22 protein-coding genes are annotated in these 25,414 nt (G+C 68.1%); 14 read left to right on the top strand and 8 right to left on the bottom strand.

Annotation, left to right across the window (positions count from 1 at the left end):
• Positions 1-116: 116 nt before the first annotated feature.
• The 8 genes from DAT37_RS06560 to DAT37_RS06525 all read left to right on the top strand — a co-directional run bounded on the left by DAT37_RS06560 (position 117) and on the right by DAT37_RS06525 (position 11,025).
• Complete coding sequence (locus DAT37_RS06560) at positions 117-1,163, top strand: sulfate ABC transporter substrate-binding protein (RefSeq protein ID WP_109523785.1); 1,047 nt, start codon at positions 117-119, stop codon at positions 1,161-1,163.
• A gap of 177 nt (positions 1,164-1,340) precedes the next feature.
• A complete protein-coding gene (gene cysT / locus DAT37_RS06555; RefSeq protein ID WP_408637374.1) occupies positions 1,341-2,201 on the top strand; it encodes a sulfate ABC transporter permease subunit CysT in 861 nt (286 codons plus the stop codon).
• Positions 2,198-3,004 (top strand): sulfate ABC transporter permease subunit CysW, encoded by an 807-nt coding sequence (gene cysW, locus DAT37_RS06550; protein WP_109523784.1) that lies wholly within the window; start codon positions 2,198-2,200, stop codon positions 3,002-3,004. Before cysT ends, cysW begins: the two co-directional genes overlap by 4 nt.
• On the top strand, positions 3,001-3,996 hold the full coding sequence (locus tag DAT37_RS06545; RefSeq protein WP_109523783.1) for a sulfate/molybdate ABC transporter ATP-binding protein: 996 nt from the start codon (positions 3,001-3,003) through the stop codon (positions 3,994-3,996). Before cysW ends, DAT37_RS06545 begins: the two co-directional genes overlap by 4 nt.
• Before the next feature lie 768 nt (positions 3,997-4,764).
• Positions 4,765-5,766: an AurF N-oxygenase family protein gene (locus tag DAT37_RS06540; RefSeq protein WP_109523782.1), complete on the top strand. Its 1,002-nt coding sequence runs from the start codon at positions 4,765-4,767 to the stop codon at positions 5,764-5,766.
• 13 nt (positions 5,767-5,779) lie between these two features.
• A complete protein-coding gene (locus DAT37_RS06535; RefSeq protein WP_109523781.1) occupies positions 5,780-7,372 on the top strand; it encodes an FAD-dependent oxidoreductase in 1,593 nt (530 codons plus the stop codon).
• A 575-nt stretch (positions 7,373-7,947) separates the two neighbouring features.
• Positions 7,948-10,068, top strand: coding sequence for an Hsp70 family protein (locus tag DAT37_RS06530; RefSeq protein WP_198654124.1), 2,121 nt, complete (start codon positions 7,948-7,950; stop codon positions 10,066-10,068).
• Positions 10,069-10,224: 156 nt separating this feature from the next.
• Entirely contained in the window at positions 10,225-11,025 is an 801-nt protein-coding gene (locus DAT37_RS06525) for an HAD family hydrolase (RefSeq protein WP_232839538.1), read from the top strand.
• A gap of 39 nt (positions 11,026-11,064) precedes the next feature.
• Here DAT37_RS06525 and DAT37_RS06520 read toward each other — a convergent pair whose 3' ends face one another.
• The gene (locus tag DAT37_RS06520) at positions 11,065-11,478 is read right to left on the bottom strand and encodes a VOC family protein (RefSeq protein ID WP_109523779.1); all 414 of its coding nucleotides are present in this window, start codon (positions 11,476-11,478) and stop codon (positions 11,065-11,067) included.
• 94 nt (positions 11,479-11,572) lie between these two features.
• Here DAT37_RS06520 and DAT37_RS06515 point away from each other — a divergent pair, with 94 nt between their 5' ends.
• Both DAT37_RS06515 and DAT37_RS06510 read left to right on the top strand, forming a co-directional pair.
• Entirely contained in the window at positions 11,573-12,514 is a 942-nt protein-coding gene (locus tag DAT37_RS06515; RefSeq protein WP_109523778.1) for a helix-turn-helix transcriptional regulator, read from the top strand.
• 500 nt (positions 12,515-13,014) lie between these two features.
• Complete coding sequence (locus DAT37_RS06510; protein ID WP_109523777.1) at positions 13,015-13,422, top strand: hypothetical protein; 408 nt, start codon at positions 13,015-13,017, stop codon at positions 13,420-13,422.
• Between the two features lie 210 nt (positions 13,423-13,632).
• On the opposite strand, the gene DAT37_RS06505 is transcribed toward DAT37_RS06510, so the two are convergent.
• Both DAT37_RS06505 and DAT37_RS06500 read right to left on the bottom strand, forming a co-directional pair.
• The gene (locus DAT37_RS06505; RefSeq protein WP_109523776.1) at positions 13,633-14,322 is read right to left on the bottom strand and encodes an SGNH/GDSL hydrolase family protein; all 690 of its coding nucleotides are present in this window, start codon (positions 14,320-14,322) and stop codon (positions 13,633-13,635) included.
• A gap of 2 nt (positions 14,323-14,324) precedes the next feature.
• Positions 14,325-15,737 carry an MFS transporter gene (locus DAT37_RS06500; protein WP_109523775.1) on the bottom strand — a complete coding sequence of 471 codons (1,413 nt, stop codon included), beginning with the start codon at positions 15,735-15,737 and terminating at the stop codon, positions 14,325-14,327.
• A 100-nt stretch (positions 15,738-15,837) separates the two neighbouring features.
• On the opposite strand from DAT37_RS06500, the gene DAT37_RS06495 reads away from it, so the two are divergent.
• Complete coding sequence (locus DAT37_RS06495) at positions 15,838-16,479, top strand: TetR/AcrR family transcriptional regulator (RefSeq protein WP_408637373.1); 642 nt, start codon at positions 15,838-15,840, stop codon at positions 16,477-16,479.
• Between the two features lie 2 nt (positions 16,480-16,481).
• Here DAT37_RS06495 and DAT37_RS06490 read toward each other — a convergent pair whose 3' ends face one another.
• From DAT37_RS06490 to DAT37_RS06470, 5 genes are all read right to left on the bottom strand, one after another.
• Positions 16,482-17,252, bottom strand: a complete 771-nt coding sequence (locus DAT37_RS06490) for a sirohydrochlorin chelatase (RefSeq protein ID WP_408637372.1) — start codon at positions 17,250-17,252, stop codon at positions 16,482-16,484.
• A 64-nt stretch (positions 17,253-17,316) separates the two neighbouring features.
• Positions 17,317-18,645, bottom strand: a complete 1,329-nt coding sequence (locus DAT37_RS06485) for a sulfate adenylyltransferase subunit 1 (RefSeq protein ID WP_109523773.1) — start codon at positions 18,643-18,645, stop codon at positions 17,317-17,319.
• Position 18,646: 1 nt separating this feature from the next.
• Complete coding sequence (gene cysD / locus DAT37_RS06480) at positions 18,647-19,594, bottom strand: sulfate adenylyltransferase subunit CysD (RefSeq protein WP_198654123.1); 948 nt, start codon at positions 19,592-19,594, stop codon at positions 18,647-18,649.
• A complete protein-coding gene (locus tag DAT37_RS06475; RefSeq protein ID WP_109523771.1) occupies positions 19,573-20,292 on the bottom strand; it encodes a phosphoadenylyl-sulfate reductase in 720 nt (239 codons plus the stop codon). The genes cysD and DAT37_RS06475 overlap by 22 nt, the downstream gene beginning before the upstream one ends.
• 28 nt (positions 20,293-20,320) lie before the next feature.
• Positions 20,321-22,132 (bottom strand): nitrite/sulfite reductase, encoded by a 1,812-nt coding sequence (locus tag DAT37_RS06470; RefSeq protein ID WP_109523770.1) that lies wholly within the window; start codon positions 22,130-22,132, stop codon positions 20,321-20,323.
• Positions 22,133-22,642: 510 nt separating this feature from the next.
• Here DAT37_RS06470 and hemW point away from each other — a divergent pair.
• The 3 genes from hemW (at position 22,643) to DAT37_RS06455 (ending at position 25,408) form a co-directional block, all read left to right on the top strand.
• Positions 22,643-23,827 (top strand): radical SAM family heme chaperone HemW, encoded by a 1,185-nt coding sequence (gene hemW / locus DAT37_RS06465; RefSeq protein WP_109523769.1) that lies wholly within the window; start codon positions 22,643-22,645, stop codon positions 23,825-23,827.
• A gap of 194 nt (positions 23,828-24,021) precedes the next feature.
• Positions 24,022-24,231 carry a hypothetical protein gene (locus DAT37_RS06460; protein ID WP_109523768.1) on the top strand — a complete coding sequence of 70 codons (210 nt, stop codon included), beginning with the start codon at positions 24,022-24,024 and terminating at the stop codon, positions 24,229-24,231.
• 358 nt (positions 24,232-24,589) lie between these two features.
• Positions 24,590-25,408 (top strand): alpha/beta hydrolase, encoded by an 819-nt coding sequence (locus DAT37_RS06455; protein WP_332873268.1) that lies wholly within the window; start codon positions 24,590-24,592, stop codon positions 25,406-25,408.
• Positions 25,409-25,414 lie beyond the last annotated feature (6 nt).

Raw genomic sequence — 25,414 nt, 5'->3', positions numbered from 1 at the left:
CCCGCCGGGGCCGAGTCGCGCCACTGCCGCCGATCGCGCGGTAGGTCTACCCGACACATCTTTTGTCTGTCACCACATCTGTCCCGGTGACGATCCGCAGGAAAGGGTTCATCCCGATGTCTCGCAAATCTTGGCTCAGTCCGCGCCGCCGCTATGCCGCCGCCGCGCTCACCGCGGTCGCGGTAGCAGCCCTCACCGCATGCGGCGGTGGAGCCAGTGACACGGTGGGCGGCGGTGGGGCCGACGGGAGCGGCGGCACCCTGAACCTGTACGCCTACGCCGTGCCCAAGCCCGGCTTCGACAAGGTCGTCCCCGAGTTCAACAAGACCGACGCGGGCAAGAACGTCGTCGTCAACGGCTCCTACGGCGCCTCCGGCGACCAGTCGCGCAAGGTCAAGGACGGCGCCGAGGCCGACGTCGTCAACTTCTCGGTCGAGCCCGACATCACCCGTCTGGTCGACGCGGGCCTGGTCGACGCGAGCTGGAACGCCGACGCCAACAAGGGCATCCCGTTCGGTTCGGTCGTCGCGATCGTGGTCCGTCCGGGCAACCCCAAGGGCATCAAGGACTGGGACGACCTGCTCAAGCCGGGCGTCGAGGTCGTGACCCCGAACCCGTTCAGCTCGGGTTCGGCCAAGTGGAACCTGCTCGCCCCGTACGCGGCCAAGTCCGACGGCGGCAAGAACCCGCAGGCCGGTCTGGACTACCTGGGCCAGCTGGTCTCGCCCGAGCACATCAAGGTGCAGCCCAAGTCGGGTCGCGAGGCCACCGAGACCTTCCTCCAGGGCACCGGTGACGTGCTGCTGAGCTACGAGAACGAAGCGCTGTTCTCCGAGCGCAAGGGCGACAAGATCGAGCACGTGATTCCGCCGCAGACCTTCAAGATCGAGAACCCGGTCGCCGTCCTCAAGAACAGCAAGAACCCGGAGAAGGCCGTCGCGTTCCGCGACTTCCTCTACACCCCGGCCGGTCAGAAGGCCTGGGCCGAGGCCGGTTTCCGTCCGGTCGATCCCACGGTCGCCAAGGACTTCGCCAAGGACTTCCCGACCCCGCAGAAGCTGTGGACCATCGCCGATCTCGGTGGCTGGAAGACCGTGGACAAGGAGCTGTTCGCACCGAACACCGGCTCCGTCGCCGTCATCTACGACAAGGCGACCAAGTAGCTCGGTTCTCCGAGCCGTCAGGGGAGTGAGTGGTGGATCCCCGCCCCCGCGCGCACACGCGGGGGCGGGGGACCGTCGCGGACGAACACGGGATACTGAACCACTGTGACTGATAGCAGCACCGCCGAGACCGAGCCTGCGCCCGATCCCGACGACACCGAGATAGTGAGCGGATCGATCGCTCCCGTCGTAGGCAAGCCTCCGCCGGTCCGCACCCGACCGCGACTGCCTTCCTGGCTACGTGTCAGCGGTTCGGTGGGCCCGCTCGGCATCGCCACCGCGGTGCTGTGGCTCAGCGTCATCGTGCTGTTGCCGCTGGCCGCGCTGACCGTGACCTCCTTCGAAGACGGCTGGTCCGGCTTCTGGGACGCGATCACCGCGCCCGCCGCGCTGGACTCGCTGCGCATCACCATCCTCGTCTCGGTGGTCGTCGCCCTCGTCAACGTGCTCATGGGCACGTTGATCGCCTGGGTGCTCGTCCGCGACGAATTCCCCGGCAAGAGCATCGTCAACGCGCTGATCGACCTGCCGTTCGCGCTGCCGACGATCGTGGCCAGCATCGTGCTGCTCTCGCTCTACGGCCCGCAGAGCCCGATCGACATCCACCTCAACGCGACCCAGCCCGGTCTGGTCGTGGCATTGGCGTTCGTCACCCTGCCGTTCGTGGTGCGCTCGGTGCAGCCGGTGCTGATCGAGGTCGATCGCGAGGTGGAACAGGCCGCGCTGTCGCTCGGCGCGAACAACTGGACCACGTTCCGGCGCATCGTGCTGCCGACGCTGACACCGGCGATCATCAGCGGCGGCGGTCTCGCCTTCGCCCGCGCCATCGGCGAATACGGTTCGGTGGTCCTGATCGGCGGCGCGATCCCGCGCAAGACCGAGATGGCCTCGCAATACATCCAGAAACAGATCGAGATCGACCGCCCGATCAACGCCGCCGCGGTGTCGGTGGCGCTGCTGGCGATCTCGTTCGTGAGCCTGCTCGGACTGCGGCTGCTCGCGGACCGCAGCGCGCGTAAGGAACAGGCGAGCCGATGAAACTCTCCGCGCTGACGCGCATCTCGCTGCGCACGGTCGCGCTGGCCTACCTGTTCATCCTGCTGGTGCTGCCGCTGGTCATCATCCTGTGGCGCACCTTCGAGGACGGTATCGGCGCGTTCTTCGATTCCATCACCACACCGGCGGCCGTCTCGGCCTTCCAGCTCTCGCTGTTGATCGTGGTGATCGTGGTGCCGCTCAATGTGGTGTTCGGCATCGTCACCGCGATCGCGCTGGTCCGAGGCAGATTCCCGGGCCGCAATCTGGTCCAGGGCATCGTCGACCTTCCGTTCGCGGTGTCGCCGGTCGTGGTCGGCGTCGCGCTCATCCTGCTGTGGGGCGCGGGCGGCTGGTTCGGCGGACTCGAGGACGCGGGCCTGAAGGTGATCTTCAACCTCCCCGGCATGGTGATCGCGACCATCTTCGTCACCCTGCCCTTCGTGGTGCGCGAGGTGGAACCGGTACTGCACGAGATCGGCGACGACCAGGAGCAGGCCGCGGCCACCCTCGGCGCGTCCCGGTGGCAGACCTTCTGGCGGATCACCCTGCCCGCGATCCGCTGGGGCCTGACCTACGGCGTGGTGCTGACCGTGGCACGCGCGCTCGGCGAATTCGGCGCGGTGATCATGGTCTCCTCGGCGCTGCCGGGTCAATCGCAGACCCTGACACTGCTGGTGCACGGCCGCTATATCAACGACCACAACAGCTTCGGCGCCTATGCCGCCGCGACCCTGCTGATGGGCATGGCCCTCGTAGTCCTTCTGTTCATGACCCTCCTCGAGCGTAAGCGGGGCGCCAAATGATTACCGTGACCAGCGCGAAGAAGAACTACGGTTCGTTCGCCGCCCTCGACGACGTCTCCCTGGAGATTCCCTCCGGTGAACTGACCGCGCTGCTCGGCCCTTCGGGCTCGGGCAAGTCGACGCTGCTGCGCTCCATCGCGGGACTCGAATCGCTGGATTCGGGCACGGTCGTCATCGCCGATCGTGATGTCACCTTCATCCCGCCGCAGAAACGCGATATCGGTTTCGTCTTCCAGCACTACGCCGCGTTCAAGCACATGACCGTGCGCGACAACGTCGCCTTCGGCCTGAAGATCCGCAAGCGTCCCAAGAACGAGGTCAACAAGCGGGTCGACGAATTGCTCGGCATCGTCGGACTCGACGGATTCCAGCACCGCTACCCGGCCCAGCTCTCCGGCGGCCAGCGTCAGCGCATGGCCCTGGCCCGCGCGCTCGCCGTCGACCCGCAGGTGCTGCTGCTCGACGAGCCCTTCGGCGCGCTCGACGCCAAGGTGCGCGCCGACCTGCGCACCTGGCTGCGCAGGTTGCACGAGGAAGTCCACGTGACGACTGTGCTCGTCACCCACGACCAGGAGGAGGCGCTCGACGTCGCCGACCGGATCGCGGTGATGAACAAGGGCCGCATCGAGCAGGTCGGCAGCCCCGAGGACGTCTACGACCGCCCCGCCAACGAATTCGTGATGTCGTTCCTCGGCGCGGTGGCCCGCCTCAACGGTCACCTGGTGCGCCCGCACGACATCCGCGTCGGCCGCGACCCGAGCATGTCGCAGGCCGAACACGAGGGCACCGCCGAGTCGGCGGGCGTCACCCGCGCCACCGTCGAACGCGTCGTGCACCTCGGCTTCGAGGTGCGTGTCGAACTGCGCAACGCGGCGACGGGCGATCTGTTCGCCGCCCAGGTCACCCGGGGCGACGCCGAGGCGCTTCGCCTCGCCGACGGTGAGACGGTGTACGCGCGCGCCACCCGCATCCCGGAGCTGCCCGCGCAGTAGGCCCGGGCCGTCCTGCGCGTTCCACGGCGGTGTCGGTGACCGACAGCCGTGGGTGAGAGGACCGGCGAGTTGTGGATGCGCCGCCGTCGAAAGCTCATGCCGAGGTCGGTGTGGAACAGCCGACTCGGGGCGTCGGCTCGGCACGGTCCAGCTTGGCCGGCTCTCGGGCCGGGCGGCTGCGTACAACAGGTCGGTCACCGCTCGCGACCTGCTGTCGGGGCGGGTAGGTGTAGCGACTCTTCGGGGACGTCGGCGAGTTCATCGACCATCGCCCCGAGCAACCGTCGGCAGGCGGCGGGCCGAATCCCCGGGCCGGGGTCGGTGCGCGCGAGTCGTGCCGCGCGTGGGAGCGGGCATACCGCGTATACGTCGGAGTGTCCGCGAGTTCGTCGTGCCGTCGACCGGGATGGTGAGCAGCCGGACATCGGTGCGCCCGTAGAAGCGATGCGAATGGGCGAATCCCGGGGAGTACGAGCCACCTGATTCGCCGACGCCAACCGCGACCGCGCTCGGTCCTCGTCGCGGGGGTGTCGGAAGCCGCGGACATCAGCTGCTCCGCCCGTGAGAGCGACCTCGCGCCGGAATCGCTGATTCGGTCCTGCGCTAGCTGAATGCGAACACCCTTGCAAGCAGCTCGATCATGGGTTTGACCGGCGGATATGTGGTAATCGCCCGCGTAGCACCGTGACAGCCGGGTTGACGCCTCCCGGTGTTGGTGTAACTATTGGACACAGGAAAACGGTCCCATGAGGAGAGGCAGTGACGACGATGTCCGCAGCCGTGACGTCCGCCATCGATCCCGATCTGGCGAAGGCTCAGGAATACGCATCCAAACTGCTGCTGTTGTCGGAAGGTTCCGTCAACCGGCACTTCGATCCTTTCGAGGACATCGACTGGGATCACCCGGACTTCGACGTCGACGCGGGACCGCACCGCTGGATCCTTCCGGTCTCCGGTGACGCGCTCGGCCGCCACCCCTGGTACCGCGCGCTCCCGGACGAGCAGAAGATCGCCATCGGCAAATACCGCCAGGCCAATGTCGCCAAGGTCGGTCTGCAATTCGAGTCGATCCTGATCAGCGGCATGGTGACGCATAATTTCGGCCTGCCCAACGGCTCGCCGGAATTCCGCTACTGCTCCCACGAGATGATCGAGGAGCACAACCACACCCTGATGTTCCAGGAGATGGTGAACCGCATCGGGCTCGACGTGCCGGGCATGGGGCCGCTCGTCTCGAAATTCAAGTACCTCGGCGCCCCGGTGGCCGCGCTGTTCCCGAACCTGTTCTTCATGGCGGTGCTCGCGGGCGAGGAGCCCATCGACCACATCCAGAAGGCGATCCTGCGCTCCGGTGAGGAAGTGCACCCGATCATGCGCGGCGTGATGGCGATCCACGTCGCCGAGGAAGCCCGCCACATCTCGTTCGCGCACGAATTCCTCGAGCGGCACGTGCCCGAACAGAACGCCGCGAACAGGTTCGTGCTCTCCCTCGCCATGCCGATCGTCATGTGGATTCTGGGCCGGTCGATCTACACCCCGCCGCGGTCGTTCTGGAAGGAATTCGACATCCCGGACCATGTCCGCAAGGAACTGTTCTACGGAACCCCGGAGGCGAAGCGGGAATTCGCCGATTTCTTCGGCGACGTGCGGACCCTGGCCAGGAATATCGGCCTGATGAACCCGATCGCGCGCGGCGTCTGGAAGCTGTTGAAGATCGACGGCCACACCACCCGCTACCGCTCGGAGCCGCTGCGCGGCAAAGCGGCCTGAGCGGCACGCCGATATGCCCTACGTCGTCACCCAATCCTGTTGCAGCGACGCGTCCTGCGTCTACGCCTGCCCGGTCAACTGCATCCACCCCACGCCCGACGAGCCCGACTTCCTGTCGGCGGAGATGCTCTACGTGGATCCGCAGGCCTGCGTCGACTGCGGCGCGTGCGCCAGCGCGTGCCCCGTCGACGCCATCACCTCCTCGAAGAAGCTGACCGAGGAGCAGAAGCCGTTCATCGAGATCAACGCCGATTTCTATCGGCGGTCCCGGCCGCGCCCGCTGCTCGCGAGGCCGGTGCCCGCCGCCGAGATCGGCGCGGGAAGGGAACCGCTGCGGGTGGCGATCGTCGGCTCGGGACCGTCGGCCATGTACGCCGCCGACGAACTGCTGACCCAGCCCGATGTCTCGGTGACCGTCTTCGATCGGCTGCCGGTGCCCTACGGCCTGGCCCGGCACGGTGTCGCGCCCGATCACGGCCGAACGCGCCAGGTGGCCGACCTGTTCGATGTGATCTCGGCCCAACCGGGATTCGGTTCGTATCTGAATGTCGAAGTGGGCGAGCACATCTCCCACGACGAACTGCTCGCGCACTTCCACGCGGTGATCTACGCGGTCGGCGCTTCGTCGGACCGGAAACTGGGCATACCCGGCGAAGGTCTGCCCGGTAACGTCTCGGCCACCGATTTCGTCGCGTGGTACAACGGCCATCCCGACCACGCCGACGACGAGTTCGACCTGTCGAACCCGCGCGCGGTCATCGTCGGCAACGGCAATGTGGCGCTCGACGTCGCCAGGATCCTGACCTCGGACCCCGAAGAACTGGCGCGGACCGAAATCGCCCCCCACGCGCTGCGAGCCCTGCGGGAGAGTCGGATCGAGGAGGTCGTGATCCTCGGCCGCCGCGGTCCGGCCGAATCCGCTTTCACCGTACCGGAATTCGTCGGTCTGCTCGGCGCCGACGTGGATATCGCGATCGAGGGCGAACTGCCCGACTACGGCGTGGAACTGCCCTACCAGGTCGAACAGAAGCTGAAACTGCTGCACGCGGTGCGGACCCGGCCCTTCGGCGCACGCAAGCGCATCGTCCTGCGCTACCTGTCCTCGCCGGTCGAGATCCTCGGTCCCGACGCGGTGACCGGTATCGAGGTGGTGCGCAACGAACTCGTCCTCGGCGAGGACGGTCGCGTCGGCGCGGTCGCGACCGGGGACACCGACAGTCTCGACGCCGGACTCGTGCTGACCTCCGTGGGGTATCGAGGAGTGCCGTCGGCGGGTATGCCGTTCGACGACCGTGCCGGGATCATCCCGAATCTCGCGGGGCGCGTGCTCGAAAAGCCCGGTGGCGCGGTACTTCCCGGCGGATACGTCACCGGGTGGATCAAACGCGGTCCCACCGGCTTCATCGGCACCAACAAATCCTGTGCCCAGGAGACGGTGCGCGCGCTCGCCGAGGACTTCAACGCCGGACTGCTGCGCGAACCGACCGGCAGCGCGGCGGAATTCGACAGTCTGGTCCGCGCCCGCTGTCCCGCGGTCCGTGCGAGCGGTGCCGTCCTGCGGCCCGCGCGCGGTCTGCGGCGACTGCTGTCGCTGTCTCGCACCTGAGCGCGCACTCCGGCACTCGTCGTCCCGGTGCGGTACGGAATTCTCCTCTCCGGATTCCGTACCGCACCCGGGGCGACGAGTGCCGGTTTTCGTCTGCCTGCCTCCGGTCACCCGTGCGGCCGATCCCCGACCTGATGTCGCGTTCGATTCCGGCTATCGTTCGGGTCTCGCTGTCCGAATGGTGAAGATCGACCGATAAGCTACGATTCGGTTACCGACCAGTCGGTGCGTGCTGTCCCATTTCCGGCGATGGCTCCCCGATGTTTGCGAATCCTGCGGAGTGTGGAATTCGATGGCTGAGAAGTAGCGGAATCCGGTACCGCGCATCGGTTTTCCCGCGAACCGGTCGCCGTGATCTCACCGTTCGAAACCGGTCTACCAGTATCTTCATGCTCGTATCAACAGGATTCGCAGGATTCATACCGAAACCGCATCCCTATTCGCCGAGTGACAGCTAACCTGTGTGAGCTGTTTGGAAGACGACCGCGGCCACATGGGTGGACATGTGATGGACGTGGTCACGGTGCGTTGACGGGATAGCGATGACTACAGGGCTGGGTTTCAGCATTGGTTCAGTGAACTCCGTATCGGCCACGCTGAGCGGAGAACGGCGACGACCGTGGGTGCGGACACGGCGCACGGCACTGATCTACGACAACGCCGGCAACCGCGGCTACGGGGGCGACAACGGTGGTGGGGGCACGCTCCGATTCGACACGGCCGTCACCGAATTCGCGGATCTGAGCCTCGATCCGGAGCCGGTGAGCGTCGGTGGAAGGATCTACTCGCCCGCGAATCTCGTCGCGGCGGTGACCAACGAACTCATCGCCGCCTCCGAACCGAGCGCGGGCGTCGTGACGACCTATCCGGCGGTGTACTCCGACAAACAGGTCGCGCTGCTACGCCAGGCGCTCGACCTATCCGGTGCGCGCGACGTTCTGCTCGTCCCCGAGGCCGTGGCGGCTGCCGAGTGGCTCGACCGCGAGCGCGGCCCGTTCGAATCCGGGTTCATCCTGGTCTACGACCTCGGCGCCAACAGTCTCGACGTCGCGGTAGTGCGCGTCGGTCCGGACTGGCCGGACCATCCGATCATCGGAATGCCGATGCGCTCACACGAATTCGGCGGCAGGCCGTTGGGTGCCGTCATCGCCCGCTACGCGCGCGGCGCCACACCGGACGGCCTGACCTCGTCGATCGCGCCACGTGACGCCCGGGATCTGCGCACCGCGCACATCAGGAAATCCTTCGACCTCGTGCGATCCTGCGTCCGCGCCAGCGGGCGCACCATGGCCGATATCGACCGGATCCTCGTCGTCGGCGGGGCGGCCAGGCCCGCCGAAGTCGCCCGCACCGTCGCCGAACTCGGCAGACCGGTGGTGATGTCGGCGGATCCGGGCCAGTGCTGCGCGGCCGGAGCCGCGCATTTCGCCGCCCGCGTCTTCGCGCCCGCCGATATCGGCGGACACCGCACCCCGAAGGTCGGCGTATTCTCCAGCGCCGCCGTCGCTTCCGCGCTCGCCATGTCGGCGGCGACGGTCTGCGGCGGAACCGGGGACCAGGGGATGTCCCCCGTCCTGGAAATCCTGCCGGGCGCCGAGACCTTCGCCGACGGTCTGCTCTACGACCCGCACGGTGATTCCGCCCTCGACCGGGTCGTCCGGCAGGGACTTCCGCTCGCGGGGACCACGGCCGCACCGCTCGGCGACGGACCGGGTCTCGCCGCATTCGCACGCACCGTCCCGATGGGTCCATCGATCGCCGAATCGGGTCGCGCCTCGCGCCCGGACCCTCGGTCCTGCTGCGCGTCCCTACGCGACGGCAGGCTGTACGCCGATCCGGCGCATTTCGTGAATCCGCTGCCTTTCAACGCCCTGAACACCGCGCGTTCGGTATCGGGAAAGCCGATTTCCTGGCCGGACGAGCGGGAGGTCCCACGCGTGAGCCTGCCCGGCGAGAGCACGGACGCTTCCGGCACGCCCCGGCATTCGCAGACGGCACCCGATCCGGGCTCGGGTAGCGGCGCGCCTTCGGGAGCGGACGGCAGTGGTGCGTCCGGTGGAACCGGAAGTGGCGGTGGCACACCGTCATCGGGGAGCGGCGGAGCCGCCGATTCAGGTGGTGGAGAGCAGAATTCCGGAGAGTCGGGTGCGTCCGGAGGCTCGTCCGATGACGGCGATTCCTCGAACGGATCGCACGGCTCCGACGGTGCGGGTTCGGGCGGCGCGGGTTCGGGTGCGTCCGGCGGCAGCCATTCCGGTGGTGGCGCATCCGGTGACGCGTCCAGCGGTGGGAGCGGCGCCTCCGGGGCGTCCGGCGGCGGCGTGTCCGGTGGCAGCGGCGGACCGGGTGCGGACGGATCGGGTTCGGGCGGAGCGGGTTCCGGAGCTCCCGGCGGCGCTTCGGGAGGCTCACATTCCGGCGGTGGCGCGTCGGTCGGCGGTTCACCGGGCGCTTCGTCCGGCGGAACAGCGCCGGGCGGGGCCACGGGTGGTCTCGGCCCCGGTGGATCGAGCCCGGGGACATCAGCGGGCGCCGGAAACCCCGGAGGTGGAACATCCCCCGGTGGCCCGTCGAGCCGCTCATCCGTCGGCGGAGGCCCCGGTGGCCCATCCTCCTCGGTGGGCGGATCCCGTGGCGGCCCCGGCGGCGGATCGGGCGGCGGCATGGGCGGCGGTGGTGGCGCGCGCGGGCGATGATCCCGCGCACGACCTGTTCGGGCACCGGTGGTGGAGCACGCGAGCGATGGCGCTGCGCACGGACTGCCGCGACGCGTCGGCGACCGGGGCGGGTGCGCGCCCCGATGTGCGCTCGTACCGGTGACGACGGGGGGATCCGCGTTGCACAATGGGCTGGTGGATGTTGTCGGGGGAGGGCCGCGCCTGATCGCGCTGGACGTGGACGGAACTCTGCTGGAGACCGGTTCGCCGATCAGTGAGCGAGTGGCGGGTGCGGTGCGCCGTGCCGTCGACGCGGGGGCGCACGTGGTGGTCACGACGGGGCGCACGCTGCTCACGACGCGGCCGGTACTGGAGGAATTGGGACTGGTCGACGGGCACGCGCTGTGTTCCAACGGCGCGGTGCACATCGATGTGGCGCGCGACGAACCGGTCGCGGTGCAATCGTTCGATCCGGCCCCGGCGGTCGCGGCGCTGCGAGATTTGTTCCCGGACATGATCTTCGCGGTGGAGAAGGTCGGCGTCGGGACGTGGGCCACCGGAAGCAGTCCGGGGGAATTCTCCATCGGCGACTATCTGCTGGTCGATCACGGTGAACTCAGCCGCGAGCCGACCCCTCGGCTCAACGGCTGGTGGCCGGACGGCTCGTTGGAAGAGATGCTGCGACAACTGAAATCGCTCTACGTGCCCGGCGCGGATTGGGTGCACGGTGAATTCGGCCCCTGGGTGACGGTCTCGCGCCGCGGTGTCTCCAAGGGCTGGGCGCTGGAACGTCTCCGCACCGCGCTGTGCGTCCCGCACGAGTCCACCCTCGCCATCGGCGACGGTTACAACGATCGCGAAATGCTCAGGTGGGCCCGACATTCGGTCGCGATGGGGAACTCGCCCGACGAGATCAAGGAACTGGCGGACGAAGTCGCCGACGATGTTCGCGACGACGGCGTGGCCAAGGTGCTCGAACGCTGGTTCCCCGGCTGATCCCGCCCCGATTCGCCGGGGCGGTGCCGTCGTCCGCGCCTACACGCCGCCGGTCTTCGCGACCACCTCGAGGTAGTGCGGATTGGTCATGATGCCGAGCGTGTTCCCGAACGGGTCGACCACGCAAGCGGTCACGAAACCCTCGCCGTCGCCCTGCGCGGTGATCGGCTGATACTCCTTCGCGCCCATGGCGAGCAGTCGTTCGAAGGTGGCCGCCAGATCGTCGACGTGCCAGTACACGATTCCGCCCGCACCCGGCTCGTTGCGCGCGCTCGGCGGCGCGTAGGCACGGTTGATGATGCCGAATTCGTGCTGGTAGTCGCCGAGACGGAATTCGTAGTACCCGTTGGGGACGTGGTAGTAGGGCGCGAGGCCGAGGAATTCGCTGTACCAATCCTTGGCGGCCTCCAGATCGTCGGCGTAGTAGGTGGTTGTCGCCATTCCACGAAGCATGTCGAGTTCCTCCGGTTCGTTGTTCTCGCTGGTGAAATAAGAATCGCATCCAAAGTGCGCACGGAATGAGCACTTTTACGGGAAGAATCGGGGTATGCGAGCGGACCGGTTGGTGGCGACCCTGTTGTTGATGCAATCGCGCGGGCGGGTGACCGCGGCCGAGGTCGCCGCCGAACTCGAGGTTTCGGTGGCCACCGCGCGCCGTGACCTGGAGGCCCTGTCCGCGGCGGGCGTCCCGGTGTATCCGCAGCCGGGCCGGGGCGGGGGCTGGTCGCTGGTCGGAGGTGCGCGCACCGATCTCAGCGGGCTGAACGAACCCGAGGCGCGGGCGTTGTTCCTGTTGGCGGGCTCGTCGGCGGGTGCGGAGCCGGAGGTGCGGTCCGCGTTGCGCAAACTGGTGCGCGCACTGCCGCAGACTTTCCGCGCCGACGCGGAAGCGGCGGCCGAAGCGGTGGTCGTCGACCCCGCCCGCTGGGGGCAGCACGACCGGACCCGGCCCGGTGTGGTCACCCTGTTGCAGCGCGCGGTGGTGCGCCGCCGCCGGGTGCGCCTGGTGTACGAGCGTTCCGGTGTGCGTTCGGAGCGGCTGGTCGATCCGTGGGGGCTGGTCGACAAGGACGCCATCTGGTATTTGATCGCCGGGACCGACCGGGGCAGACGCACTTTCCGCGTCGATCGGGTGGTCGATGCCGTGATCACCGACGAAATCGCCTCTCGGCCCGCAGATTTCGATCTGGCCACCGCGTGGGAGGAAGTGGTCGGGGCGATGGAACGGCGCCGTGGCGCGGTCGCGGCCACCGCGCTCGTCTCCGCCGAACTGCTCCCGGTGCTGCGTGATCAGCAGGGCAGGCATTGCGAAGTGGACGGACCGGCCGAGGACGGTCGTGTCCGGGTGCGTGTCACCGCGCCGAGCGCGAATATGGTCGCCAGGCAATTGGCGGGCTGGGGCGCCGATGTCGAAGTGCTGGGGCCGCAGTCGGTTCGGGACGAACTCGCGGCACTCGGTGCGGAGCTGATCGACCGGTATCGGCGCTGACTCGGACATATCGAACAATGGACTCAACACAGTGTTCTCGACGTGTGTGAGGATGTGCCGAAATATCCTGTAGCCGAATGGGAAACAGAATTCGTGTTGTTGTTCGCTACGAATTGACTATCGGGGAGAATGGTCCCCCGAGCGGGTGTGTCCAGCCCCGGCGGTACGAGTGAGGCGACCGGAAGTGAGTGTCGGGCCAACCTGGTTGGCGATCTACGGTACTGGTGGGCGAACCGAAGGGGTGCCGATCGGTTCCCGAGATGGCATCGGAGAATTCCGGCGAATCGGACGATCTCACCGTTTGCCGATCGGCTGCCCCTATACGTCCGTGAAAGGAAAAACTGTGCGATAGAGTGTCGCTCGCGGACGTCGTCCGGGCACTCAATACATCATCGAATCGGCTCCTCGGTATGAATCGAACATGTTTCGTTCTGTACTGCTCGGATGATTCATCGAGCGCGCGGATTTCACGCCGGGGGTCGGGGAGGAACAGAAACAACATGGTCCGTGGGACTTTCACGAATGTAGCGCGCACACTGATCGCGGCGGTGCTGCCGATCGCGGCCGTCGTCGCCTTCGCCGGTATCGCCGCCGCCGATCCGGGACAGGTCGTCCAGGCGCCCGCGCCGGTGGCCCAGCAGGTGACCGAACCCGTGGCGAGCGGTCTGCCGTTGGAGGAGGTCGCGACGAACCCGGAGGCGCGCAATTCCGATCCGCTGGTCAACGGCGCGGCGGCGGGCGCACTCGCCGGAGCCGCCGGATCGGGCTTCCTGTCGGGTGTTTCGTGCGGCCCGCTCCTGATTCCGTGCGCCATCCTCGGCGCGGCCAGCGGTGCGCTGTGGGGCACCGCGATCGGTCTCATCGTCGGCGCGGTGGCACCGAGTGTGGTGCCGCAGGTACTGCCCTGATCCGGCCGTGTTCATGACACCGGCACGGGCGTAATCGCGTCCGGCGAGTCCGGCGATCATGCGCGCCGCCACGCGCTGTCGGGCTCACCGGTGTGTCGAGCGTCGGTAGAGAGTCGGAGTAGATCGACAGAGCGGGTGGCACCGAGCACTCGGTGCCACCCGCGTGTCGGCGAGTACGAGGATTGCCCCGTGCTCACCGAGACGGGCGTGTCACTTCGCGACGGTATTACTCGGCAACAGCCTGCTCAGCGCGCGCACGGTCTCGGCGGCCACCACCGCGTGCCCGCTCGAGGTGAAGTGGATCAGATCCGCACTCATCAGATCCGGGCGCAGCCGTAACGGGTGATCCCAGAACTCCACGACCGCGACGTCGTAGCGCGCGGCCGTCTCCCGGACGATGTCGTTCAACTCGGCCATCCGGTCCCGCAGCGGACGCATCGGCGCCATTCGCTCGGTGTCCCACACGTCGGCGAGAGTGAAGGTGAATATCTGCGCTCCGCTACGGGACAACGCCGCGAAGAGGGTATCGAGATCCCTCCGGATCTCCTCCGGGCCGCCGCGCGCGAACAGGTCGTTGCCGCCGCAGGTGACATGGATCAGGTCGGGCCGGAAATCCAGTGCGGGACCGAGCTGTTCGGCGATGACCTCGCCGATGGTGGCGCCGACCCGGCCGGTATTGCGATAGGCCAGTCCGGGATTCACCGAGCGGAGCACGGCCGCGACCCGGTCCGACCATCCCGAGGTGAGATAGCCGGGGCTGGGATCGCCGATCCCGAGCGCGACCGAATCGCCGATGACGGCGAAACGTCGCCACGGCGCGCCGTCGAGGAGTTCGCGGGCCGCGTCGGCGGGCACCAGCATCGGATCGTCGGCTTCGGTGCGAGAGATACTGTCGGTCATCGTTACTCCTGTTCGGTGCCGGTGAGGACGCGGGACGGGATCGCGGTGATGATCGCCGCGACCACGGCGATACCCGCGCACACCGCGAAGACGAGGTGGAACGTGGCGAGTGGATCGTCCACGTTCGCGGCCAGGATCGCCGCGAAGACCGCGACGCCCAACGCGCCGCCGACCTGGCGCGCTGTCAGATTCATGCCGATACCGGCCGCGAACTGTTGCGGCGGAAGGGCACTCGCCGCCGCGGTGCCGAGCACCGTCACCACGATGCCGACCCCGCCGCCGCCGAGCACGCCCGCCGGGACCCAGGCCGACCAGAACGCGGCATCCGGACCGAAGGCGTCGGTGCTCAGCCAGACCGCGGAGGCGGCGAACATCGACGCCCCGACGACACCCACCCAGCGCCGCCGACCCGGATCGGTGACCCGGCCCGCCGCCGTGGCGGTGATCATCGACGCGACCGCGCCGATGGTGAGCGCGCCCGCCGAGGCCAGGACCGAATAGTCCCAGATGGCGTCGAGGAACAGCGGCCCGGCGAGCAGCCAGGCGAACATGGCCGCCCCGAAGACGAACGAGGCCGCGTTGGCCAGCGCGTACGACCCGCTGCGCCACAGCGTCACCGCGATGGCGGGCTCGGGATGACGTGTCGAGCGGAACAGGGCGAACAGCAGCAGTAGCGCGCCGCCGCCGAGCGCGGCGATCGTGCCCGCCGAGGTCCAGCCCCAGCGCTGCCCCTCGGTCACCCCGGCGACCAGACCGCCGAGTCCGAGCGCGACCGCGAGCGTGCCGAGCGGATCGGGCAAGGGCCCGCGCCGTGGCCCGGTGTCGGAAACCGGAATGCGCAGGGCGGGCAGGATCAGGCCCAACACGACCGGCACATTGATGACGAACACCGAGCGCCAGCCGAAGACCTCGACCAGCGCGCCGCCGATGGCGGGTCCGACCACGGCGGCGAATCCACCCGCGGCGGTCCACGCGCCGATCGCCGCGCCGATCCGCTCTCTGGGAGTGCTGTCGAGGACGAGTCCGAGCGCCGCGGGCATCATCAGCGCCGCCGTCGCGCCTTGGAGCAGCCTGCCCGCGATCAGCCAGCCCGCGGTGGGGGCGAGGGCGCACAACAGCGAGGTGAGCGCGAATCCTGCCAGCGCGATGAGGAATACCCGGCGACGGCCCAGGGTGTCGGCGATGCGTCCGGCGGGGGTGAGCAGTGCCGCGAAGGCCACGGAGTATCCGCTGACCACCCACGTCAGTGTGGTGGTCGCGGTGCCGGGGTAGTCGCGGGCGATCGAGGGGAAGGCGATATTGACCACGGAGAGGTCGAGGAATGCGATGAACGCGGCGCCGCAGGCGATCAGCAGGGTGCGCGTGGCAGCCTTCGACGCCGGGGGAGCGGTGGTCCGCGTGGACACTTCGGTCATCTCTGTCCTTAGGGAGCGAATGCTGCCGAAACTAAAAGTACGATCGTTCGTACAATAAAATACGACCGAACGTTCATATATGCAAGGCATCGGTGGGACAATGGGCTCCATGGCCGAGACGACATCAGCTTCCGCGCCGCACGTCACCGATCAGCGGCTGGTCAAAGGTGCGCGTTCCCGGGCCTCCATCGCCAGACATGCCGCGGATGTCGCCACCGTCGAAGGGCTGAACGGGGTCAGCATCGGCCGACTCGCCACCGACCTCGGCATCAGCAAGAGCGGTATCGCCACCCTGTTCGGCAGCAAGGAAGCGCTGCAACTCGCGGCCGTGCACGCCGCCCGCGAGGTCTTCGTCGAGCAGATCATCGCTCCGAGCCTCGCGGAACCGCGCGGCGTGGCCCGGGTGCGCGCGCTCATCGACCGATGGTTCGACCACATCACCGAACCCGCGTTCCCCGGCGGCTGCTTCCGCACCGCGGCCCTGATCGAGTTCGACAGCAGGCCGGGCCCGGTCCGCGACGCCCTCGCCGCCGACCACGAGGAATGGTTGGTCTTCCTCGCCGGAGAGATCCGCAAGGCGCAGGACATGGGCGAACTACCCCCCGTCGACCCCGCCACCCTCGCCTTCGAACTGGACGCCGTGGTCAGCGCGGCCAATATGGCCCGGCAGCTGGGATCGGAAGCCAAGGTGGCGACGGCGAGACGGATCGCCGGTCGCCTGCTCGGCCGGGCGGAAAGCTGAACTCAGGCGGTCAGCGCCAAGGTGTTCGCGTACGCGGTGCCGTAACGGTCCCAGACGACATCGGTGAGCGCCGGATGCGCCCCGATGACGTCGGCGTGCGCGAGATCGGGTGCCGCCGAAGCCAATCGGTCGGTCAGCAGGCCGGGGGCGAGGAACCACGGGGCGACGAGCACCCGGTCCGCGCCGCGCGCCCGCAGGCGTGCGGTGGCCGCGTCGAGCGTGGGTTCGGTGGTGGCGTAGCAGATTTCGGTGAGCCAGCCGGTCTCGGCGGCCAGACGGCGTGCGACGGCGGCGGTGCGCGTGTTGGCGGCCGCGTTCGAGGAGCCGACGGCCGCGACCGCGACACCGATACGGCGGGGACCAGGCTCGGGATCCAGCGTCCGGCGCACCCGGTCGCGCAGCGCGTCGACCAGGCGCGGGTCCGGTCCGAGGACGTCGGCCTGGGTGAGGCGCAACCGCGCATGCCGCGCTCGCGCCGCGTCCAACAGCGCGGGCAGGTCGATCCGGGCGTGGAACGCGCTGCCCAGCAGCAGCGGGGCCACAACCGCGTGCGTATGTCCCTGTGCGGCAACGGCGTCGACGACCCGGTCGACCGAGGGCACGCTCAGATCGAGGAAGGCGAGGCGGACATCGACGTCGGGGCGGGCCGAGGCGACAGCGGCGACGACGGCCGCCATCGTCGCCGCGGATCTCGGGTCACGACTGCCGTGCGCCACCGCGATCAGAGCGGGCCGGTCGGTGCGCGCCGACCGAGGGATCGCCGCATCGCGCACCACCCCGGCAGCACCGCCGAACGCTCCCGCGCCCGGTGTGACGATGCCGATCGAGGTGAGCACCTCAGACTCCGGCGCCGACCTCGACAGCGCTGAGCACGTCACCGACGAGTCCGGCGCCGAGGGTGTTTCCCCCGGCCGGATCGATGAGCAGGAAGCTGCCGGTATGGCGGTTCACCCGGTAGTCGTCGGCCGCGATCGGCTCGGCGACGCGGATCGAGATCAGGCCGATATCGTTGAGTGCCAACGATTCCGGGCTCGGCTCGGCCGCCAGACGCTGTTCGTCGAACCGTTCGACCAGCGTGCCGACGATGGCCTGGGTGGTCCGGGTGCCGTGCTTGAGCAGCAGTCTGGCGCCCGCGCGCAGCGGTTTGTCGCCGAGCCAGCAGACGGTGGCGTCGAAGGTGTCGATGGGTTCGGGCGCGTCGGTGACCGAGGCGATGACGTCGCCGCGCGAGATGTCGACCTCGTCGGTCAGGATCAGCGTCACGCTGCGGCCCGGCTGGGCCACCGCGAGTTCGCCGTCGGGGGTATCGATACGGGCGACCGTGGTGCGGATACCGGAGGGCAGGACGACGACCTCGTCGCCGGGGGATACCGAACCGGCGGCGATCTGCCCGGCGTAGCCGCGGTAGTCCGGGTATTCGGCGGTGCGCGGCCGGATGACGTACTGCACCGGGAAACGCAGCCCGATGGAATGCGCGCCGGTGTTGTCGGCGTCGACCGGGACCGACTCCAGGTGTTCGATCAGCGAGGGGCCGTCGTAGTACGGGGTATTGGTCGAGCGCGAGGCGACATTGTCGCCGTGCAGCGCCGACACGGGGATCTCGAGCACGTCCTCGGCCGTCCAGCCGAGCGCGGTGGTGAGGGTGTTGAATTCGGCGGAGATCGCGGTGAACACGGCCGCCTGCGCCGCGGTGCGGGCCTCGTCGGTCGGCTCGTCCTGACCGACCAGATCGATCTTGTTCACGGCGAGAACCAGTTTGGGCACGCCGAGCAGTGCGAGCACCGCCGCGTGCCTGCGGGTCTGCTCGATGACACCCTTGCGGGCGTCGACGAGCAGGATCACCAGTTGCGCGGTGGAGGCTCCGGAGACGGTGTTGCGGGTGTACTGCACGTGCCCGGGGGTGTCCGCGAGCACGAAAGACCGTGCGGGGGTGGCGAAGTAGCGGTAGGCGACATCGATGGTGATGCCCTGTTCCCGCTCCGCGCGCAGGCCGTCGACGAGCAACGAGAGATCCGGGGTCGCCAGACCCTTGTCGACCGACGCGCGCGTGACGGCGTCGATCTGGTCGGCGAGTACGGATTTCGTGTCGTAGAGCAGCCGTCCGACCAGGGTGGACTTGCCGTCGTCGACAGAACCGGCGGTGGCCAGTCTCAATAGGTCGGACATCTCAGAAATAACCCTCTCGCTTACGGTCTTCCATCGCGGCCTCGGAAACCCGGTCGTCACCACGGGTCGCGCCGCGCTCGGTCAGTCGGGACGCGGCCACCTCGGCGAGAATCGCCTCGTTGTCGCCCGCGTCGGAAAGGATGGCTCCGGTGGAGGAGCCGTCGCCGACGGTGCGGTAACGCACCGAACGGGTCTCGAGCACCTCGCCGTCGCGGGGGCCGCCCCACACGCCGGGGGTCATCCACATGCCGTCGCGCTGGTATACCGGACGTTCGTGGGTGTAGTAGATGCTGGCCAGGTCGACATCCTCGCGGGCGATGTAGCGCCAGATGTCGAGTTCGGTCCAGTTGCTCAGCGGGAAGACCCGCACGTGCTCGCCCGGCGCGTGCCTGCCGTTGTACAGATTCCACAGCTCGGGACGCTGACGCTTGGGATCCCACTGGCCGAAGGCGTTGCGCAGCGAGAAGATCCGCTCCTTGGCGCGGGAGCGCTCCTCGTCGCGACGGCCGCCGCCGAAGACCGCGTCGAAACGGTTCTCGGTGATGGCGTCGAGCAGCGGAACGGTCTGCAACGGGTTGCGGATGCCGTCGGGGCGTTCGGTGAGACGTCCGTCGGCGAGGTAGTCCTCGACCTTGGCGACATGTAGTCGCAGGCCGTACTTCTCGACGATCCGGTCCCGGAACTCCAGAACCTCGGGCAGGTTGTGACCGGTGTCGACGTGCAGCAGGGCGAAGGGCAGCGGCGCGGGCCAGAAGGCCTTGAGGGCCAGGTGCAGCAGCACCGTGGAATCCTTGCCGCCGGAGAACAGGATCACCGGCCGCTCGAATTCACCGGCCACCTCGCGGAACACGTGGATGGACTCGGATTCGAGAGCGGCCAGCGTGTCGAATTCGCTGATACCGAGTGAACGTTCGCTGATGGTTCCGGTCATGATTGGTGCAACCCGCATTCGGTCTTGGCGAGGCCGGCCCAGCGGCCGCTTCGCGGATCGGATCCCGGCTCCGGCTTCCGTGTGCACGGAGCGCAGCCGATGGACGGATATCCCTCTTCCACCAGGGGATTGACGAGAATGCCGTGCTGTTCGATATAGGACTGCATCTCATCGTCGGACCACGGTGCGATCGGATTGATCTTCACCAGCCCGAAGCCTTCGTCGAAGGAGATCAGCGGGGCATTGGCCCTGGTAGGGGCCTCCACCCGGCGGATTCCGGTCACCCAGGCGTTGTAACCGCTGAGCGAGTTCTTCAGGGGAACCACCTTGCGCAGGCGGCAGCATTCGGCGGCGTCGCGGGCGAAGAGATCTTTGCCGAGCAGTCGATCCTGTTCGGCCACCGTGGTTTCCGGTGTCACGTTCACCACGTTCACCCCGTACACGGCTTCCACCGCGTCACGGGTGCCCATCGTCTCGGCGAAGTGGTAGCCGGTGTCGAGGAACAATACGTCCACGCCCGAGCGAACCTCGGCGGCCAGGTGCACCAGCACCCCGTCCTGCATATTCGAGGCGACGATGTAGTTGGTGCCGAAGGTCTGCTCGGTCCAGCGCAGCAGGTCCACCGCCGAGGCGTCCGGCCCGAGTTCGGCCGCTCCGCTCTCGGCGATGCTCCGCAATTCGTCCTCGGACAGTTTCTGCGCGAGTTTCGTTGTCACAATTGATCTCCCGTCACACCGGCCGTGCTCACCGCAGGTCGGCCTCGTCGGCGCGAACGGCCCACTGGGCGAACCGTTCACCCTCTTCGCGGTGCTTGACGAAATTGCGCACCACGCGATCGATGTAGTCACCGAGTTCGACGCTGGTCACCTTGTGCTGACGCAGCTTGCGTCCGAAGGCGCTGTCGAGTCCGAGGCTGCCGCCGAGATGAACCTGGAAACCCTCGACTTGATTCCCGTCGCCGTCATCGACCAGCTGTCCCTTGAACCCGATATCGGCGATCTGGGAGCGCCCGCACGAGTTGGGGCAACCGTTGATGTTCACCGTGATCGGCACGTCGAGGCTGGCGTTGATATCGGCCAGCCGTTGCTCGAGTTCGGGCGCGAGCACCTGCGAACGCTTCCGTGTCTCCACGAACGACAGCTTGCAGAATTCGATACCGCTGCACGCCAGCAGATTTCGCCGCCACATCGACGGCCGTCCCTGTAGGCCGAGCGGTTCCAGTTCGGCGATCAACGAGTCGACGGCCTCGTCGGGCACGTCGAGCACGATCAACTTCTGGTACGGGGTGAACCGGACGCGATCGGATCCGATCCGCTCGACGGCGTCGGCCACCTTCGTCAGCACGGTGCCCGAGACCCGGCCCGCGATGGGCGAGAAGCCCACGGCGTTGAGGCCGTTGCGCAGCTTCTGCACGCCGATGTGGTCGATCGGCTTGGACGGCTGCTCGGGCGCGGGCCCGTCGATCAGCTTGCGCTTCAGGTACTTCTCTTCCAGCACCTCGCGGAACTTCTCGATACCCCAGTCCTTGATCAGGAACTTCAGGCGGGCCTTGGTGCGCAGCCTGCGGTAGCCGTAGTCGCGGTAGAGCGAGACGACCGCCTCCCACACATCGGCGACCTCGTCCAGCGGCACCCAGGCGCCGACCCGCTGCGCGAGCATCGGGTTGGTGGACAGACCGCCGCCGACCCACAGGTCCAGGCCCGGTCCGTGTTCGGGGTGTTCCACGCCGATGAAGGCGATGTCGTTGATCTCGTGCACCACGTCCTGCTGGCCCGAGATCGCGGTCTTGAACTTGCGCGGCAGGTTGGAGTATTCCTTCTTGCCGATATAGCGCTTCACGATCTCATCGATCGCGGGCGTCGGGTCGATGATCTCGTTCAGCGATTCACCGGCGAGCGGCGATCCGAGCACCACGCGCGGGCAGTCGCCGCAGGCTTCGGTGGTCTGCAGGCCGACGGCCTCGATGCGCCGCCAGATCTCCGGGACGTTCTCGACCTCGATCCAGTGGTACTGGACGTTCTCGCGGTCGGAGAGGTCGGCGGTGTCGCGGGCGAATTCGGTCGAGATGCCGCCCAGGGTGCGCAACTGTGCCGCACTGAGTGCGCCGCCGTCGCAGCGGATGCGCATCATGAAGTATTTGGCCTCGAGAATGTCGATGTTCTCGTCGCCGGTCCAGGTGCCGTCGTAGCCCTGCTCGCGCTGGGTATAGAGACCCCACCAGCGGAAGCGGCCGCGCAGGTCGCCCTTGTCGATACTGTCGAAACCCTGTTTCGAGTAGATGTTCTCGATGCGGGCCCGCACGTTGAGCGGGTTGTCGTCCTTCTTGGACTGTTCGTTCGGATTCAGCGGTTCGCGGTAGCCGAGCGCCCACTGGCCCTCGGCTCGGCGGCGGACCGGCTTCCCGGTGCGCTCGCGCGGGCCCGAGGGGGTCTCGCGTCGTGGACGGTCGGGTCGTACGCGCCGCTCCGAGGCGGGACGTTCCGGACGCGCGCGCTGTCCCGGCCCGGATTCGGGCGTGGGCTGATCGCTGGGACCGGCGTCGGTACTCGACGTCATGGGGGTCGCTCCTGCTGGTGTTGGTACATCCGTGCTGAAGGGGCGAGGGGCTGACTCGCTCCCGCGGTGTCAGCGGACCGATGCGATATCGGAGAATTCCGGGCAAACCCGGGAATGCGCGCCGCTGAGTTACCGGTGACGACCGGACTGACAACTGGCACTGCAGACGCGCTTGAAGTCGACGTGGCGTCGTGCCACAAGCCGTACTCCTGATCCGCGCATGGGGCCCATTGTGCCATGTACGAACGGCCGATCCGACCGCCCTGCCAGTATTTCCCGCGAAAGTGGGGGAAATACCCTGTACCGCCGGGTCTATTTGTGACGGCTGTCATAGTTGCTTGCCTGAACCCGGGTGGTGATGCATCCGTTATGTCCGATAAGCGGTGTGTGGCGGGATTTCGGCGGGGGTATCGACTTCGTCACACGCGCGGTCGCGCACGTCCGCCCGGAAACAGCGGCCCGCGCCGGGACAGTCACACTGGAGGGGTGAGTTCACCCGCCACGACATCGATGGACGCCGAGCCGACGACCCCGGCGCTGCGTGATTTCGGCGGCGGACCGTTCGGGATCTACATCCACGTGCCGTTCTGCGCCACGCGCTGCGGATACTGCGATTTCAACACCTACACCGCGGGTGAATTGGGCACATCGGCCTCGCCGCAGTCGTGGCTGGAAGGCCTGCGGGGCGAACTCGCGACGGCCGCCGCCCGGTTCGGCGACCTGCCCAGTGCGACGCCGCCGGTCGAGACGGTCTTCGTCGGCGGCGGCACCCCGTCGCTGCTCGGCGGCGACGGCCTCGCCTCGGTACTCGACGCCGTCCGCGCGAATTTCACACTCGCCCCCGGCGCGGAGGTGACCACCGAATCGAATCCGGAATCCACCGCACCGGCCTTCTTCGAGCGGATCCGCGCGGCCGGGTACACCCGCGTCTCCCTCGGCATGCAGTCGGCGGCCCAGCACGTGCTGTCGGTACTCGATCGCACCCACACCCCCGGCCGCGCGGTGGCGGCGGCGCGGGAGGCGCGCGCGGCGGGGTTCGACCACGTCAACCTGGATCTGATCTACGGCACCCCCGGTGAGTCCGACGCCGATCTGGACGCCAGCCTCGACGCCGTCCTCGCCGCGGGCGTCGACCACGTGTCGGCGTATTCGCTCATCGTCGAGGACGGCACGGCCCTGGCCCGCAGGGTGCGCCGGGGCGAACTGCCCGCGCCCGACGAGGACGTCCTCGCCGCCCGCTACGAACGTATCGACGCGCGACTGTCCGCCGCCGGGCTCACCTGGTACGAGGTGTCGAACTGGGCGTCGAGCGATGCCGCCCGGTGCAGGCACAACCTCGGATATTGGGACGGCGGCGACTGGCTCGGCGCTGGGCCGGGCGCGCACAGTCACGTCGGCGGCGTGCGGTGGTGGAACGTCAAACATCCCGCCCGCTACGTCGACCGGGTGGCCACCGGCGAGCTGCCTTCGGCGGGCTGGGAGACCCTGACCCGGGACGAGCGCTACACCGAACGCGTCATGCTGACCCTGCGCCTGCGCACCGGTCTCCCGTTGGCCGACCTCGCCCCCGAGGCCGCCCCCGCCATCGCCCGCGCCGAACGCGACGGCCTGGCCCGCCGCACCGGAACCCACCTGATCCTCACCGACGCGGGCAGGCTCCTCGCCGACGGCGTCGTCCGGGACCTTCTCGTCTGACGTACGCCGTGACGGATCCGGCCGGACGTTGTACCGTTCCCACCGGCGTGCGAAGCCTCGAAAGGGGAGCGAGGAGTCGGCGGTATCGGCGCCGCGTAGTGACATGTCCGCAACCGACATGCGCGACTCTGGGTGTGCACCACTATGCGGTACCGGTGAACCCGTATAGGCTCCGAACAACCCCGAGGAGTCCTATGCCACCGGCACGTCACATGTCCCTGATCCACGAGCAGAACGAGTTCGCCGAGGCGCGGGCCGCGGAGAAGGCGGAAACCGCCCGCCAGAGCGCGATCGCCGCCAGGACCGTCGCCAGCCATTCCGAGAACGCGGACGACTGCCAGTCGCTGCTGGCGATGCTCGGTCTCGACGCGCTCGCGGGCAAGCACGCCAAGAGCATGCGCTAGTCCTCACGACAGGCGTTCGGGCACACGGGATATTCCGGTTCGGCGCGGTGTGACACTCCTCGGAGTGTCACCCGAGGCTCGGTAGGCCCCCTGTGCCCGGGCGACGCGGCGGTGGCCCGACTCCTGTCCGGAGAGGTCGCGCGAAGGTCCCGCTGGACCCCCGATCCGCCGCCACGGCCGAATGCTCGGAATGCGCCGAGCCGCACGAATATTTTCGTTTCGAAACATATCCGCACGTCGTCACTCCCGATGGTGTACCTCCGGTCACAGCCGTCTCGCACAGTCAACGCCGTTTCCCTCCGCGACTTATGCTCGATCGACGTCCGATTGTCGGTCGAGTTCAGCTCGAGGAGAATTCGTGTCCCTGTCAGGAGTACGTCCGGTCGTCTTCATCCACGGATTGTGGATGCACAGCAGTAGCTGGGATCCGTGGGTCGAACTGTTCAGCGCGTCGGGATATCGCGCACAGGCGCCCGGATGGCCCGGCGACGGACCGACGCCGGAGGCCACCAGGGCGAACCCGGACGATCTGAACAATCGCGGCATCGCCGAAGTCACGGCGCACTACACCGGACTGATCGCCGCGCTGCCGACACCGCCGGTGGTGATCGGCCATTCCTTCGGCGGGCTGATCGCGCAGCAACTGCTCGCCGCCGGATCGGCCGCCGCCTGCGTCGCCATCGCACCCGCGCAGTTCAAAGGCGTGCTCGCGCTACCGCCCGCCCAAATCCGCAGCGCGCTACCCGTGCTCGGCAAACCCTGGTTGCGCGGCAAGACCTGGGCGCACAGCGCGGACAGTTATCACCGTTCGTTCGCCAACGGGGTACCGCGCGAGGAATCGGATCGGCTCTTCGCCGACTACGCCATTCCCGCACCCGCGAAGCCGCTGTTCCAGGCGGCGGTGGCGAACTTCGTGCCGGGCAGCGAGGCGCAGGTCGACACCGCCGCCGAACGCGGCCCGCTGCTGATGTTCGCGGGCGGACTGGATCGCACGGTGCCCGAGGCCACCGTCCGCGCCGCGCACAAACTCCAGAGTCGCAATTCCGGCATCACCGAATTGGTCGTACTGCCCGATCGGTGCCACTCCATGTCCGCCGATCACGGCTGGCGTGAATTGGCCGATACCGCACTGCAATTCCTGGAGAAGAACCTGCCGGACGTCCCGCCCGGCAGCTGACACCCG

This window comes from Nocardia aurea (assembly GCF_003123685.1).
Lineage (GTDB): Bacteria > Actinomycetota > Actinomycetes > Mycobacteriales > Mycobacteriaceae > Nocardia > Nocardia aurea.
The sequence above is the reverse complement of the archived record's forward strand: the minus strand, read 5'-3'. Positions and strand labels throughout refer to the sequence as shown.

What these genes read in the sequence shown, in the direction of transcription:
- DAT37_RS06560 (WP_109523785.1), top strand. Translation starts at nt 117, where the DNA reads ATGTCTCGCAAATCTTGGCTCAGTCCGCGCCGCCGCTATGCCGCCGCC.
- cysW (WP_109523784.1), top strand. Translation starts at nt 2,198, where the DNA reads ATGAAACTCTCCGCGCTGACGCGCATCTCGCTGCGCACGGTCGCGCTG.
- DAT37_RS06545 (WP_109523783.1), top strand. Translation starts at nt 3,001, where the DNA reads ATGATTACCGTGACCAGCGCGAAGAAGAACTACGGTTCGTTCGCCGCC.
- DAT37_RS06540 (WP_109523782.1), top strand. Translation starts at nt 4,765, where the DNA reads ATGTCCGCAGCCGTGACGTCCGCCATCGATCCCGATCTGGCGAAGGCT.
- DAT37_RS06535 (WP_109523781.1), top strand. Translation starts at nt 5,780, where the DNA reads ATGCCCTACGTCGTCACCCAATCCTGTTGCAGCGACGCGTCCTGCGTC.
- DAT37_RS06520 (WP_109523779.1), bottom strand. Translation starts at nt 11,478, where the DNA reads ATGCTTCGTGGAATGGCGACAACCACCTACTACGCCGACGATCTGGAG.
- DAT37_RS06515 (WP_109523778.1), top strand. Translation starts at nt 11,573, where the DNA reads ATGCGAGCGGACCGGTTGGTGGCGACCCTGTTGTTGATGCAATCGCGC.
- DAT37_RS06510 (WP_109523777.1), top strand. Translation starts at nt 13,015, where the DNA reads ATGGTCCGTGGGACTTTCACGAATGTAGCGCGCACACTGATCGCGGCG.
- DAT37_RS06505 (WP_109523776.1), bottom strand. Translation starts at nt 14,322, where the DNA reads ATGACCGACAGTATCTCTCGCACCGAAGCCGACGATCCGATGCTGGTG.
- DAT37_RS06500 (WP_109523775.1), bottom strand. Translation starts at nt 15,737, where the DNA reads ATGACCGAAGTGTCCACGCGGACCACCGCTCCCCCGGCGTCGAAGGCT.
- DAT37_RS06495 (WP_408637373.1), top strand. Translation starts at nt 15,838, where the DNA reads ATGGGCTCCATGGCCGAGACGACATCAGCTTCCGCGCCGCACGTCACC.
- DAT37_RS06485 (WP_109523773.1), bottom strand. Translation starts at nt 18,645, where the DNA reads ATGTCCGACCTATTGAGACTGGCCACCGCCGGTTCTGTCGACGACGGC.
- cysD (WP_198654123.1), bottom strand. Translation starts at nt 19,594, where the DNA reads ATGCGGGTTGCACCAATCATGACCGGAACCATCAGCGAACGTTCACTC.
- DAT37_RS06470 (WP_109523770.1), bottom strand. Translation starts at nt 22,132, where the DNA reads ATGACGTCGAGTACCGACGCCGGTCCCAGCGATCAGCCCACGCCCGAA.
- hemW (WP_109523769.1), top strand. Translation starts at nt 22,643, where the DNA reads ATGGACGCCGAGCCGACGACCCCGGCGCTGCGTGATTTCGGCGGCGGA.
- DAT37_RS06460 (WP_109523768.1), top strand. Translation starts at nt 24,022, where the DNA reads ATGCCACCGGCACGTCACATGTCCCTGATCCACGAGCAGAACGAGTTC.